Below are 15,353 nucleotides of genomic sequence, written 5' to 3' on the forward strand. Positions count from 1 at the left end.
CGCTTTTGAAAGCGGTGAGAAAGAGAAAAATGAAAGTATTTTTTATCGGCGCTGGGCCGGGTGATCCAGATTTAATGACAGTTAAGGCCGTAAAAACATTGTCTATTTGCCCTGTAGTCTTGTATGCAGGTTCGTTGATTCCCCGCGACGTGGTCGAAGGTGTTGAGGAGTCCGCTGAACGTATCATGGATACGGCGCAGATGAATCTTGATGAAACAACAGCCGTAATAGAGCAAGCGTTTAAAGACAATAAAAACGTGGCGCGTTTGCATTCAGGTGACCCTTCTTTATATGGCGCAACAGGCGAACAAATGCGTCGCTTGGATCAATTGGGCATTGACTATGAAATCATTCCCGGTGTGAGTGCAGTGGCTGCGTCGGCCGCGATATTGAAAAAAGAATTAACGCTTTCAGGTGTGTCACAAACGGTCATTATGACACGTTATGAAGGTAAAACACCTTTTCCTGAAAGAGAGCGTTTGCCTGCGTTGGCACAAAGTGGCGCGACATTGGCGATCCATTTAGGTGTAACGCGGATTCACAAAATTGTAGACGAACTTATCCCTCATTATGGTGCAGAATGCCCCGTTGCGGTTTGCTATCGTACCAGTTGGCCAGATCAAGATTATGTGACTGGTACCTTATCTGACATTGTTCAAAAGGTTCGAGAGAAAAAATTTACTCGAACGAGTTTAATTCTTGTTGGGCATGTATTGGATACTGAGGATTTTGATGAGTCCTATTTGTACGACAAAGACCAAGCGCACATTTATCGTAAAGTGAAACACAAAAAGCAAGCGTAATAAGCGCAGACGAATCTAATTAAGAGTAAATACCATGCAACTAAATAAAATACCGACAACGATTGTTACTGGCTTTCTTGGCAGCGGTAAAACCACGCTATTATCGAATGTACTAAAACAAGCCGCTGGAAAGCGCATTGCTGTTATAGTGAATGAATTTGGCGAGTTGGACATTGATTCCGAATTATTACGTTCTTGCCCGTTAGATTGTGAAGATGGCAGTGAGACTCGTTCGGAAGAAGGTTTCTATGAGCTGGCGAATGGCTGTATCTGCTGCACAGTGGAAGAAGAGTTTTTACCTGTTATGGAGCAATTGGTTGCCCGTCGTGATGACATTGACCATATTTTGATTGAGACCAGTGGCTTGGCTTTACCTAAGCCCTTGGTGCAAGCTTTTAACTGGCCAGGTATTAAAGAGTATTGCACGGTTGATGCGGTTATTACGGTTGTGGATGGCCCTGCGGTTGCGGCAGGTCGTTTTGCTCATGATGCAGGCAAAGTACAAGCTCAGCGTTTAGCAGATGAAAGTTTAGATCACGACCCAAGTTTACAGGAATTATTGGACGATCAATTAAGTGCTGCTGACCTTGTGATCGTGAGTAAGAATGATTTATTGACGGAAGCAGAAAAATTAAACGTTGAGAAGGTTGTGGCTCATAGAGTGCCAGCGAAAGTCAAAACAGCTTATGTTGATCATGGTATCGCGCCTTTAGACATGTTATTAGGAATGGAATCGGCAACAGAAACACACATTAACCATATCCATAATCACCACGATCACCATCATGCGCATGGTGAAGAGCATGACCACGCACACGATCATTTTGACTCTTTTGTGTTATCTTTAGGTGAAGTGGATTCCGATGCCTTGCAGACAGTTCTCAATCAACTCGTGACGGAAAATAACATCTATCGAGTAAAAGGGTTTGCAGCGGTTTCCAGTAAACCTATGCGTCAAGTTTTTCAGGTGGTGGGTGAGCGTTTAGAGCGCCATTTTGACCGTCTATGGGCACCAGAGGAGACACGCCAAACGCAGTTGGTGTTTATTGGTAAAGGCTTAAATAAGGCCGATATTGAAACAGCATTATCTACAGCGACAGTCGGTTAAGGTTTTATTCGATGCATTTATTGGCCGCACAGCCTGGTGGTTTTGTTGATGACGAAGGCATCATTGACCTTGGACAAACCCCTGGCGACATCGTTCTACTAGCCGCGTCTGACAGTGTGTTAAATGCCTGCGCATTAGCAATGGATGAATTGGGTCAAAATCCTGATTTAAACGATATTTTGTCAAGTATTCGCTTAGCGAACTGGATGCAGCTATTAAAGCCGGCGGCTTACGATTTGTATGAACATAAGGTGCTGGATCATGCTTCATTGATTGTGGTGTCGCTACTGGGCGGTCAGCACTATTGGCCATATGGCTTTGAGCGACTGGTTGAATGGTCAAAGGCGAAACCAAATCGGAAATTGATTTTGGTTCCAGGGGACGATGCTCAAGATAATGACCTTGTGCAAGCGTCTACTGTGGACGCGGATGTTTTTAAAGATGTGTGGCGTTATTTACGTGAAGGTGGTGCGGAGAATTCACGTCACTTATTGCTGTTTTTAATGCATCAACTCGCGTCTATTAGCCGAGTAGAGCAAGTTAGTCTTCAAGAAAGCAGTTTTCAAGAGGTCAGTTTTCAAGAAACAGGCTATCGCTTTCGTCCACCGATAGCGTTGCCAGCGTGTTTTGTTTATCACCAATCAAAAGCAATCAGTATTCAAGAATGGCGTAGAGAGAATCAGTCAAATACTGTTGATGGTGTGTTGTTGTTTTATCGAAGCCACGTTCAAAGTGGTAATACACAGATGTTTAATGACTTGTTGGAGATATTTGCTCAACAAGGATTAAAGGTCATTGCGTTGGCCATTCGTTCATTAAAAGACGATGTTTCCTTGTCTATGGTAAATGGGGTGATAGACAGCCTGTCGGCAAAGGTGATTTTAAATGCAACCGGCTTTGCCAGTAATCGTGTTGGCATCCCTGATCTTGCGTCAGAGCCAACGGATTTTCAGTCATCATTTGATCGTTCTATCCCCGTGTTACAGCTGATCTTATCGGGCAGTACTCAAGAAGACTGGCAAGGTCAATCCAAAGGATTGCGTAACCGAGACATTGCTATGCAGGTTGTTTTACCTGAAATGGATGGTCGAATTATTACCCGATCGGTCAGTTTTAAGCAACACGCATCCTACCATGAACAAGGTCAAATCGATCTGGTTCGCTATAGTGTGCATCATGAAAGAGCGCACTTTGTTGCTGAACTTGCAAAAGCGTATAGTCGATTAAGTGAAAAGCCAAACTCAGAAAAACGCATCGCCTTGATTCTGGCGAATTATCCTACAAAAGATGGACGTATTGGTAATGGGGTGGGGCTGGATACACCGATGTCCACGGTGAATATTTTGTTGGCGATGAAAGAAGCCGGATACCCTATAGAGGACATCCCCGAAACGGGAAATCAGCTAATAGAAGAATTATTGGGTGCGATTACCAATAATCCAAATACGTTACATGAGCGAGGCTGTTGGCAAAGTTTGTCTTTGGAAGACTATAAACGGCATTTCAATGCTCTGCCTGCTGAGTCTAAATCGGCTGTGTTAGACCGTTGGGGGCCACCTGAAGACGATCATAAATGTCGAGTTCAGAATGATGAAGCCAGAATGATGTTAGCGGGCATCCGGCTAGGGAAAACCTTTATTGGCATTCAACCTGCTCGTGGTTTCAATCTCGATTTGTCTGCCAATTATCATGATCCTGATTTGGTTCCTCCACACAGTTACTTGGCCTATTACTTTTGGTTACGCCATGTTTATAAAATAGACGCTGTGATTCATGTTGGTAAACATGGCAATTTAGAATGGCTTCCGGGGAAGGGTACGGCGTTATCTGATCAATGCTGGCCCGATATTGCTTTAGGGCCAATGCCTCATTTTTACCCATTTATCGTGAATGATCCCGGAGAAGGGGCGCAAGCAAAACGTCGAACTCAAGCGGTAATCATTGATCATTTGATGCCGCCGATGACGCGTGCCGAGACTTACGGTGAGCTATTAGAATTAGAGGGCCTCGTGGATGAATATTATCAAGCTATGGGAATGGATGTCCGACGGGAAGCGTGGTTAAAAGAACAAATACTGAACTTAGTTGAAAGCACACATTTATTAGAAGAAATCGCCTTGGAAAAAGACGCAGATGAAAGTGCGGTCTTAGAAAGTTTGGATACGTATTTGTGTGAAATTAAAGAAGCGCAAATTCGCCATGGATTGCATATTCTTGGTCGTTTGCCCAAATCAGAAAAGCTTGCGGACACATTAGTTGCTCTATTGCGTCTGCCTCGTGGGAATACGCCAGAAAGTCAGGGCATTCTTCATAGTTTGGTCGAAGATTTAGGGCTACAAAATAATGGACAGCGCTTTGATCCCATGATGTCGTTAGCGTCACCTTGGTTAGGTGAGAAGCCAGAATGTTTGCAAAGTCTTAGCGATGTTTTATGGCGTACTGAAGCGGATACAAAAGAAAGGCTGGAGTGGTTCGCTGAAAAACTGTGTTTGGATTATCTTATTAATCAGCAAGTAAGTGATGGCTGCTTTGATGAGTTACCTTTAACAAAAGTGCTGTTAGATCACGCAAAACACCGTCTAATGCCGTCGTTAGAGAAAAGTGCGGTTGATGAGTTAAACGCATTATTAACGGGCTTGGGGGGGGGATTTATTGTTCCCGGTCCAAGTGGTGCGCCAACACGTGGTCGTTTAGATACCTTACCAACAGGGCGAAATTTTTTTTCTGTTGATAACCGTGCGATTCCTTCTCCTGCCGCTTGGGCATTGGGGCAAAAATCGGCTCAAGCCTTGTTAGAACGATACCTGCAAGAGCATGGTGATTACCCTACTGAAATCGGCTTGTCGGTGTGGGGAACAGCGACCATGAGAACGGGAGGCGATGACATTGCGCAAGCGCTTGCCTTAATGGGTGTACGCCCTTTGTGGGCAACAGGTTCCAATAGGGTGTCAGATTTTGAAGTGGTGTCTTGTATGCAATTAGGCCGTCCAAGGGTGGATGTGACATTAAGAGTGTCAGGCTTTTTCCGGGATGCGTTTCCTAATGTGATGCGCTTGTTTGATGCCGCAGTGCAAGCCATTGCTAATTACACAGAACCGGGGAAAGGCAATGTTATTCAGCAACATATTATTGAGCGACAACAAGAATTAATGTCTCAGGGAATGACCGATGACGATGCAAAGAGATTATCCAGTTATCGAGTCTTTGGTAGTAAGCCTGGTGCCTATGGTGCGGGCCTGCAAGGCTTAATTGACGAGCGTTGTTGGGACACCCGAGAGGATTTAGCCGAGGCCTATCTTAACTGGGGCGGTTATGCGTACGATGGAAAATCGGATGATGGTGTTGTCGCCAGAGACGCTTTTTCAGATAGATTGTCTAAAATGGAACTTGTTATGCAAAACCAAGACAATAGAGAGCATGATATTTTAGACTCGGATGACTACTACCAATTTCAAGGGGGAATGACGAATGTCGTTACTGTTTTGAAAGGGGAGGCACCAGAGGTATTTCATAATGATCACTCTAATCCATCTGTTCCTAAAGTACGTACATTAAAAGAAGAATTAAACAGGGTGATACGGACTCGTGTTCTTAATCCTAAATGGATTGACTCTATGCAAGAACATGGCTACAAAGGCGCGTTTGAAATGGCCGCAACGGTTGATTATTTGTTTGCTTATGACGCGACAACGGATTTGGTTGCAGATTATCAATATGAAAACGTCTGCGATCGATTGATTTTTGATGAACAAAATCGAGCGTTTTTAGAAAAAAATAACCTCCATGCATTAGAAGAAATGGCGGAGCGCTTACTAGAGGCAGGTCAGCGTGGAATGTGGCAAGACAGTGAAAGTCGTCAAGGCGAATTACAACAGCTATTGTTAGACATAGATCAAAAAAAAGAATGGGTGACTCATTCTTAAAGAGTGATGCGACAAAATTTACACGATAAAATACGTCCTACAGAAGTAAAAAATAAGAGAAAAATACAATGAGTAAAGAAAACGTGAAAAAAGGCATTATGATTTGTGGTCATGGAAGCCGCGATAAAGATGCAGAAAGAGAGTTTGGTTTGGTTGCAGCTGGCTTGAAAAAACGTTTTCCTAATTTGCCTGTTGAATATGGCTTTTTGGAATTTTCAGCGCCTAATATCCACATGGGGTTAAATAGCCTTATGCAGCAAGGTGTTGAAGAAATTTACGCTGTTCCGGGGATGCTTTTCGCTGCCACGCATGCAAAGAATGACATTCCTTCTGTATTAACAACGTACGAAGAAAAACACACAAAACTGAGTGTGACTTACGGGCGAGAGTTAGGTTTACAGGACGATATGGTTGACGCGTTTCAAGCGCGTATTTATGAGTCGCTAGGTATTGATCCTGAAAACCCTCCTAGTGATTTGTACGATACCTTGCTAGTTGTAGTGGGCCGTGGAACATCGGATACCCATGCGAATGCAGAAGCGGCAAAACTGACACGTATAGTCAATGAGAATATGGGGTTTGGTTGGGCTGATACTGTGTATTCTGGTGTGACGTATCCATCTGTTGGTGCAGGCTTAGACAAATTGTTAAGACTCGGTTATAAGCGCGTTGTGATTGCGCCTTACTTTTTATTTACAGGACGGTTAATAAAGCGGATTCAAGGATATGTTGATAAAGTGGCTCAAGAAAACCCATCGATTGAGTTTATTCAAACACCTTATTTAAGTGACCACAGCAAAGTTCTTGACGCGTTCGAAAACCGTGTTAATGAAATTATGGATGGAACTCTTTCTTCTCAAGGGGAAACATTGATGAGTTCATTTAAGCGTCGATTAGCCGCAGGTGAGGTGGATGTTCATCATCATCATGCTGAGTTTGTTGATCCTCAAGATGATACAGCAGGATTGTCACAATCGGATCATGCCCACGGCCACTCTCAAAGTCATTCACATGCTCACGACCGTTCACATGCTCACAGTCACAGTCATTCACATGACCATACTCACGGTCACAGCCATGGTGTGTATAAACATATTGGTCATCCTGAAGGGCCAAGAACAATGATAGGTGAAGGTATTTGTTGTTGTTTTATGGGGCAATTTACAGAAGAGATTTTATTAGAAGAAAAAGATAAAATCGAAGGCGATTGTAATAAAACCGCTTTCGCTCATAAGTAAATGCAATATAATTTAGAATGAAATTTTGTCATCTGATTTTATTAGATTACAAAAAAATGTTAAATCGTCTTATTTATTGCTATTTTATGAAGGCATTTAATTATTCAATTCGTTTAAATTAAAGAGCTGTATTCAGATTGTTTTAACATTGATATTAATTAAGTTGTCATTAGATTATTCTGAATTGGTTTTATCCAGATGGAGGATAGCATGAGTAAAGTTCATTTTATTGGTGGCGAAAAAGGCGGTGTTGGTAAGTCTATGACGTCAAGATTGCTTGCTCAATACTATATTGATCAAGATATGCCGTTTGTTGGTTTTGACTGTGACTCATCTCATGGAACCTTCTCGCGCTTTTATTCTGAATTTGCCTCACCGATTATAGTTGGGGAAGAAGACAGTCTTGATGGGATGCTTATGGCGGTAGAAGAAAACCCTGATCATGATCTGATTATTGATTTAGCCGCTCAAACGTCTCAGTCATTAGGGGTATGGATTGAAGAAACGGATGTATTTAATTTACTTGATGAAATGGGATGTCAGGTATATTTGTGGCATGTAATGGATGATGGAGCAGATTCAGTTACCTTATTAGACGCTTTGTTAACGAAGTACACACAGCCTGAGCTGGCTTTTGTTGTTGTGCAAAACTTAGGGCGTGGTGAGAACTTTACTCGCTTCCACAAATCAGCAACTTATATGAAAGCGGTTGAACGAGAGGCGGAGTTCTTTGAATTAGCAAAATTACAAACAAAACTGACACAGAAAATAGATTTTAATAATTCTAGCTTTTGGGCGGTAGCAAACGACAGACGTTTGATGAATATTGCAGAAAGGCAAAGAATGAAAATTTGGCTAAAGCGTGGTTATTCTCAATTAGATACGTTGTTACAAAATTAATTTATAAAGAGCGTAGGGTGTGAGTATTTACTTACTCTCTACGTTTTTTCTATTCATATTCCGTCTTCCTTACAGTCTATAAATCCTCCTCACTTGTTCAGCCAACAGTTTATTCTTATAGTTTGCCTTTTTACTAATACTTCATAAAACTGTCACTTAGATGAAATATTGATCCACTACATTGAGCATAAGCACATGTGCAAGTGTGTTACTGCTTGATAATTTAATTATGTATTGGAGTAATGAGAGATGACCACAAAAAATGATCTAGAAATTGGCTTTGATGAATTTGATGAATTGGTTCGCCCTGCGCCAGCGGTTGTTGATTTTGATGAAGTTGCTGAAGCTTCTTTATCTCGTCGATCTTTTCTAGGCGGTGGTGTTGCTTTTGGTGCAACTGCATTTGTAATGGGTTCTACAACGTTAACAGCAACGAATGCTATTGCTGCTCATCATGGTCATGGACATAGCCGTTTAGCATTTGAAATGGTGAAAGCCAATGCTCTTGACACTATTACGGTTCCTGAAGGATACAGTTGGCAAGTGGTTGCTTCATGGGGCGACCCTCTTTGGTCTAATGCGCCAGAATTGAATACTTCTACAGGTGGAACCGGTGCGTCACAGGAAATGGCATTTGGTGATCACTGTGATGGTATGTCGTTCTTTAGACATAATGGTAAAAACATACTTGTAGTAAATAATGAATACACTAACTCTAAAACATTACTTGCGAATCGTGCAGACGGTGTACCAACAACCGCAGATGATATTCGTAAATCAAAAGCGGCTCACGGTGTATCTGTAGTGGAAATTAATCAACAAGACGGCAAATGGGGGATCGTTAAAGACTCTATTTATAACCGCCGTATTACTGCAGATACTGAAATGGAAATCACAGGGCCTGCTCGTGGTCATAGATTAATGCAAACGTCTGCTGATCCTAAAGGCGTTGTTGCAAAAGGCACATGGAATAATTGTGGCAATGGTCAAACGCCATGGGGAACTTATCTAACTTGTGAAGAAAATTTTAATGGCTATTTTTCTGCTAGTGATGCCAATTATCAAATTAGCCCTGAACTAGGTCGTTACGGTGTGAGTCTTAAAGACCGTGGCTACAAATGGGCTATGGCCGATGATCGTTTTGATTTAGTTAAGAACCCAAATGAGCCAAATCGCTTTGGGTATATTGTTGAGATCGACCCAACTAATCCAAATTCTATGCCAAAAAAACGTACTGCATTAGGGCGTTTTAAACATGAGAATGCGGAAGTTGCTATTGCTGCAAATGGGCATGTCGTTGTTTATTTAGGTGATGATGAACGAGGGGAATTTTTATATCGCTTTGTTTCTGAAGGTAAATACTCTGCTGGTGGTGATCATTCAGAGTTGCTTTCTAAAGGCACTTTATTTGTGGCTAAATTTCATGAGAACAACAAAGGTGAATGGTTGGCGCTTACTCCAGAGACAACAGGTATGACAGAGTCTGAGATTGCTATTCATACTCGTATAGCGGCGTCTAAAGTTGGGGCAACTACGATGGACCGCCCTGAGTGGGTCGCGGCTAATCCTAATAAAGTGGAAGCCTATTGCTGTTTAACCAATAATAAAAACCGTGGAGTTAAAACCAATGCTGGTGGTGATGAGACGCCAGCTGTTGGCCCAAACCCTCGTATGAAAAATAACTTTGGTCAAATTGTTCGATGGAAGCCAATAAATGAGGATCATACCGCAACCGAGTTTAATTGGGACTTGTTCCTATTGGCTGGTAACCCAGCTGTATATGATGATGCTTATGCTGGTTCTAAAAACATTAATCAAGACAATATGTTTAATTCACCTGATGGGCTTAAGTTTGATTCGAAAGGTTTGTTGTGGATTCAGACAGATGGTAATTACTCAAATAAAGATGACTTTAAAGGTCAAGGTAATAACCAAATGTTGGTTGCTGATACTGAGACAGGTGAAATTCGCCGCTTTTTAGTTGGGCCAAAAGAATGTGAAATAACAGGGGCTACGTGGAGTTCGGACCGTAAGACAATGTTTATTAGTGTTCAACACCCAGGTGAAAGAGGTAACTCAAATTGGCCTGAAGGTGGTGATTCAACACCACGCTCAAGTGTTATTGCTATTTCTCGTAATGATGGTTCTGTAATTGGTTGATGCTTATAGCCGCTGTATTCGGCTTATTAAGTAATTAATGAAAAACGCTACGTTTGAATAAAATGTGGCGTTTTTTTATGCCTAAAATACTAAGGAATATGAGAACAAGTGCCTAGGGAAGGTGCGAATAAGTCTACTAAGACTCAGTCTTGCAGAGAAACCGTCAAATAAGACACGATTCTGCAGGAATGTTAATACCTTTCAAAGAGTCGTAACGAAATGTGACGTTTTCTCTGAAAGACCCGCAGGGCATGGTCTAAAAGCCAGTATTCTTTGTTGAGTATCTCGAAAATAGGCCAGCTATTCACATTCGATACTCGCCTCGAATAGCCGGCTTTTATCCACATGCTGAGACAAGAGGGCTTATTCGCACCTTCCCTGACTGTACTCAAAGACATAGGTGATCGGTGCGTCGCCATCCTATCTTCTATATAATATAATCTATATTATAGACACATGTTATAACGTCTAAATCATGCTGTTTTTTATGCATGGCTTTGATTTTTTAAGATACGGGTTAATTTGAATATGGAATTTTTCGATAAAGTTATAACTTTTCTATAAAACGAAGTGCTTTTGAATAATCTATCTGAGAAAATAAGTCTTTTTCTACGAAAGAGGGGAACAGGTTGCAGTTTGCTTTCACAGGCTCATTATTTGGTAAACAGGCTGGTGCTACACTTTTATTGGCGGTGGTATTAAGTCTTGTTGTGAGTGCCGTTACATTTTCTTCTAATTTATCTTCCAGTCGTGAATTCATTACTCAAGAATTTAATGCGCTTTTATCTGTAATAGAAAAACCTGCAACTCAAGCCGCTTTTCGTATAGACCAGGTCCTTGCTCAGCAGCAAATGGATGGCTTGATGCAGAATAAATACTTACTAAAAGCTGAAATGTTAGATGAAGATGGTAATCTGTTTGCTTCTAGCTCAGTTGAGAGTAACCCGCCTCGTTTTTACAGCGAAATGGCCAATTGGTTACTACCTAGTATTGATCAGTTTGAGCTGGTTCTTAGATATGAAGACAGAAACATCATTCTAGGGAAAATTATTTTAACACCTAACAGAGAGCACTTAATTGAAGAGGTATTGTCACAAAATGCACTTCTTCTGCTTGGGTCGTTAATCAAAGACATTTTATTAGCATCGTTAATTTCATTGTTTTTCTACTATTTGGTGACAAGACCACTTCAAAACCTAACAATATTGCTATCTGAATCCAGTAGAAAGTCTGTTGACTCTCTGCCTAATCTTATTCCTCTTGGCCATGAAAATGATGAACTGGGTGAATTAAGCCGAGTTTTTATTAGTGTTTGGCAAAAACTCTCAGATACTCATGTTGCTCTGGAGTATAACATTGTACATACCAAGGCGATTATTGCGCACGCAGGTGATGCCATTTTCTTGGTTGAGGAAGATGGCAAAATTTGCCTTGTGAATAAAGCCAGTGAAACACTTATCGGGCGTTCTGAAGAGCGCTTATTAGGAAGCTATATGGGAGAGTTTCATACAGCTAAAGATTGGGAGTCGTTCAATGATCTGCTGAGTTCGCTCGCGTTAGATCAACCATTGACATTAGAAACGCACTATTTATCAGATAATGGTATTAAAGTCCCTGTTGAAATCCGACTGATTAAATACATGCTACAACATAAAGTAGAAGTTTTATTGCTGGTTCGTGATATTTCTGCAAGAAAAGAGGCTGAAGATCGCATTAACCGTTTAGCGTTTTATGACCCTTTAACTCAACTTCCCAATAGACGATATTTGTTGGATAGGTTAGAAGGGTTTGGGAAAGGAAATAAAAACACACAAACTACAGGTGCGTTATTCTTTTTAGATTTGGACCGATTTAAAAACATTAATGACTCTTTAGGCCACAATATAGGAGACAATCTATTGCGCTTGGTGGCGACAGATTTAGAAAATATCGCCCGCAATAAAATTGTAACAGCCCGTCTTGGTGGTGATGAATTTGTTGTGTTATGGCCACATATTGAAGGAACACCGGAGCAAATATCAGAAAAAATAACGGTATTTGCTCAAGAGATAAACAATGTCTGTTCCATGCCTAAGAAAGTAGGTTTTCACGAATTACATATCACCGTCAGTATCGGAATTACTATTTTTGATTCTGTTAAACCAGATGCGACTCTGTTATTAAAGCAAGCGGATACGGCTCTGTATAAAGCTAAAGACGCAGGACGAAATACTTACCGTTTCTATTCTCCTGAAATGCAGGCAATGAGCGATGAGCGCATGGCAATGGATAAATCGTTACACGATGCCATTGAAAATAAAGAATTTGAATTGTATTTCCAGCCTCAAAATGCATTTGATGGGTCTTGTATAGGTGCCGAGGTACTGATTCGCTGGCCACGAGCGGATGGTTCTTTTACGCCCCCTGACGTGTTTATACCTATCGCAGAAGAGATTGGTCTTATTACTGAGATTGGGGACTGGGTAATGGAAGAATCCTTTAGACAGTTATCCAAGTGGATTAAAGAAGGGGTTTGGCAGCCACATTGGAGGCTGTCTATTAATGTAAGCACTATACAGTTCCAGCAAGCAGAATTTCTTGTTGCTTTAGAAATGCTACTGATGAAATATGCTGTATTACCTAAGTATATTGATTTAGAAATCACTGAAAGTATGCTGCTAGGTGATTTAACGGTAAGTCGTAAGAAAATGAATAAGATTAGGGACTTGGGAGTTTTCTTATCGATTGATGATTTCGGAACGGGCTACTCTTCACTTAAATACTTGAAAACATTGCCAATTAGTCGATTAAAAATCGACCAGTCTTTTGTAAGAGATTTATTAGTAGATAGCAGTGACGCCGCCATTATTGCCGCTATTATTGCGATGGCGGAAGCGTTAGGCATAGAAGTCATTGCTGAAGGTGTGGAAACCGAAATGCATTATCTTCAATTACAACAGATGGACTGTCATTGTTTCCAAGGATATTATTTTGGCTTTCCTGTTCCAGCACAGGTTTTTGTCGAGAATATTAATACCAGTAAAATACATTCAATTAAACAATAAGAGAAGGCGTTTACGTTAAATGAAGTATCAATTGGCTTGTGGTGTTTTCAGTTTAGTGTTTATGTTCCCTAGCTATGCGCAAACTAATAACTATTCAGGAAACGACATTCAAAAAGAAGCGTCATTTGTAGAGGGAACTCTGATTCCTGCTTTAAGTAATTTAGGTGATGAGCCTGAAAAGCCGCTTTCTATCACTGAGCGAGCAAAACAAGCGGAAGGCTTTATTGAACAGAGAATGCGTAGGGAAAGAGCGACCACGTCAAATCCTTTTGTCATTACACCCCACAGACCTAATTATTTTTTACCGATTGCCTATACCCATAATCCAAATGCACGTAATCAATCAGAATCAACGATTCCAGATGAAAGTTTGAACAGTATTGAATTTAAGTTTCAATTGAGTTTAAAATTCCCTGTTATCGCAAATATTTTAAATACTGATACGAGCCTATGGTTTGCTTATACACAACAGGCTTATTGGCAGGCTTATAATTCAGATATTTCAGCACCTTTTCGTGATACCAATCATGAACCCGAAGCTTTCTTATTGTATGAAGTGAAAGGGACGAGTGACTTTTTTCCTAAATACGTGAGCTTAGGTATAAATCACCAATCAAATGGTCGAGTGGAGCCTTTTTCAAGGTCATGGAACCGAGTGTTTGCGAATTTTATTTTTGAGTATGAAAATACCGTTGTATCACTAAGCCCTTGGTACCGAATTCCTGAAAGTCGTGAAGAAGATGATAACCCTAACATAGAGCGATACTTAGGGTATGGAGAGTTAAGTGTTGTTCATGTGATCGATAACTATACAGTGGATGCGATAGTAAGAAATAACCTACGTTCTGATAATAAAGGATCGATTCAGTTGGGGTTTACTTTTCCTGCGTGGGGTAAAATAAGAGGATATGTTCAGTACTATAACGGATATGGACAATCTTTACTTGATTACAATCATAGAACGCAAAGTTTGGGTATCGGCGTGACTTTGACGAATTGGTTATAAGTGTTTCCCTCTTTCTTAAAAATAACTTTCCACCTTATTTACTTATCGTATGACATCGAAAAAGTTTGTCTTTATACGATTTTTTATTCTTGTGTAAAGTGAATTTCATACAAGGCAGAATTTGCTTTAGAATCGGCAGAGGCGCTTTTTTTGTTTATCTATGATTAGAGTGCCACAATGTGTTAAACATCGCTTAGGTGCAGTTTCGATGGTTCTGACAGTAACGCGGCGAATCAATACCAGAAAAGTTGAAATAAAAACGCATTTTCTCCATATGGAATCAATAAATAACAAGTATTTATCTAACAGAGGGTGACGTCTTGTAGAATAAGGTGAATTCAAATCGGTTTCAACGGTACAATATGCAAAGTCTCATTTCATATTGTTGATTTGATGTCATGCCAAATTACAGTTTTGTTAGGAAATAGAATATGCAAACAGCTAGTCTTACTAACCTTCATCCCGTTGTACCGTCTGCTGAAGCATTGAAAGTAAGAGATGCTTTGATCGAGCATGGGCTTGAAACGCCTATGATTGATAATGGTTTAACATCGGAAGAAAAATACCAGCGTATTAAACATGCGTTTGAAGATGTCGTAACAACGTTAGGTTTAGATTTATCGGATGATAGTTTAGCTGAAACACCTCATCGCATTGCAAAAATGTACGTGAAAGAAATTTTTTCAGGGTTGGATTACGGACAATTTCCTAAAATTACCGTCATTGATAATAAAATGAAAGTCGATGAAATGGTAAAGGTGTGTGACATCAGTTTTACAAGTACGTGTGAGCATCATTTTGTCACTATTGATGGGATGGCTAAAGTGGCGTATCTGCCGAAAGATAAAATTATCGGCTTGTCTAAAATTAATCGCATTGTTCGGTTTTTTGGGCAGAGACCACAGGTTCAAGAACGTTTGACACAGCAGATTTTGGTAACATTACAAGCACTTTTAGAAACAGACAATGTTGCTGTGAGCATCATTGCAACGCATTATTGCGTTAAAGCGAGAGGGGTTATGGATGCTAGCTCTTCAACTCAAACAACGGCTTTAGGCGGTTTGTTTAAATCCAGCGATAAAACAAGGGCTGAATTTTTGGCAAGGTAAATAATCGTTATTTGTGTTCTTTTGTATAAAAAAAGGCCCTTTTAGGGCTTTTTTTTTGACTT

9 protein-coding genes are annotated in these 15,353 nt (G+C 40.6%); all 9 read left to right on the plus strand.

Features of this window, described 5'->3' with window-relative positions:
- The first annotated feature begins 29 nt into the window (after window positions 1–29).
- The 9 genes from cobM (at window position 30) to folE (ending at window position 15,291) form a co-directional block, all read left to right on the plus strand.
- Complete coding sequence (gene cobM, locus ACMUMJ_RS03285) at window positions 30–803, plus strand: precorrin-4 C(11)-methyltransferase (protein WP_414677371.1); 774 nt, start codon at window positions 30–32, stop codon at window positions 801–803.
- Window positions 804–837: 34 nt separating this feature from the next.
- The gene (gene cobW, locus ACMUMJ_RS03290; RefSeq protein ID WP_414677372.1) at window positions 838–1,911 is read left to right on the plus strand and encodes a cobalamin biosynthesis protein CobW; all 1,074 of its coding nucleotides are present in this window, start codon (window positions 838–840) and stop codon (window positions 1,909–1,911) included.
- Window positions 1,912–1,922: 11 nt separating this feature from the next.
- Window positions 1,923–5,834 carry a cobaltochelatase subunit CobN gene (cobN, locus tag ACMUMJ_RS03295; protein WP_414677373.1) on the plus strand — a complete coding sequence of 1,304 codons (3,912 nt, stop codon included), beginning with the start codon at window positions 1,923–1,925 and terminating at the stop codon, window positions 5,832–5,834.
- A gap of 68 nt (window positions 5,835–5,902) precedes the next feature.
- Window positions 5,903–7,072, plus strand: a complete 1,170-nt coding sequence (locus ACMUMJ_RS03300; protein WP_414677374.1) for a sirohydrochlorin chelatase — start codon at window positions 5,903–5,905, stop codon at window positions 7,070–7,072.
- A 210-nt stretch (window positions 7,073–7,282) separates the two neighbouring features.
- Window positions 7,283–7,972 carry a P-loop NTPase family protein gene (locus tag ACMUMJ_RS03305; protein ID WP_414677375.1) on the plus strand — a complete coding sequence of 230 codons (690 nt, stop codon included), beginning with the start codon at window positions 7,283–7,285 and terminating at the stop codon, window positions 7,970–7,972.
- A gap of 249 nt (window positions 7,973–8,221) precedes the next feature.
- Window positions 8,222–10,132 carry a PhoX family protein gene (locus tag ACMUMJ_RS03310; protein ID WP_414677376.1) on the plus strand — a complete coding sequence of 637 codons (1,911 nt, stop codon included), beginning with the start codon at window positions 8,222–8,224 and terminating at the stop codon, window positions 10,130–10,132.
- 629 nt (window positions 10,133–10,761) lie between these two features.
- Window positions 10,762–13,176 carry a putative bifunctional diguanylate cyclase/phosphodiesterase gene (locus ACMUMJ_RS03315; RefSeq protein WP_414677377.1) on the plus strand — a complete coding sequence of 805 codons (2,415 nt, stop codon included), beginning with the start codon at window positions 10,762–10,764 and terminating at the stop codon, window positions 13,174–13,176.
- Between the two features lie 19 nt (window positions 13,177–13,195).
- A complete protein-coding gene (locus ACMUMJ_RS03320; protein WP_414677378.1) occupies window positions 13,196–14,182 on the plus strand; it encodes a phospholipase A in 987 nt (328 codons plus the stop codon).
- 431 nt (window positions 14,183–14,613) lie between these two features.
- Window positions 14,614–15,291, plus strand: coding sequence for a GTP cyclohydrolase I FolE (gene folE / locus ACMUMJ_RS03325; protein ID WP_414677379.1), 678 nt, complete (start codon window positions 14,614–14,616; stop codon window positions 15,289–15,291).
- Window positions 15,292–15,353 lie beyond the last annotated feature (62 nt).

The sequence above is a fragment of the Marinomonas phycocola genome (genome assembly GCF_047525455.1).
GTDB lineage: Bacteria > Pseudomonadota > Gammaproteobacteria > Pseudomonadales > Marinomonadaceae > Marinomonas.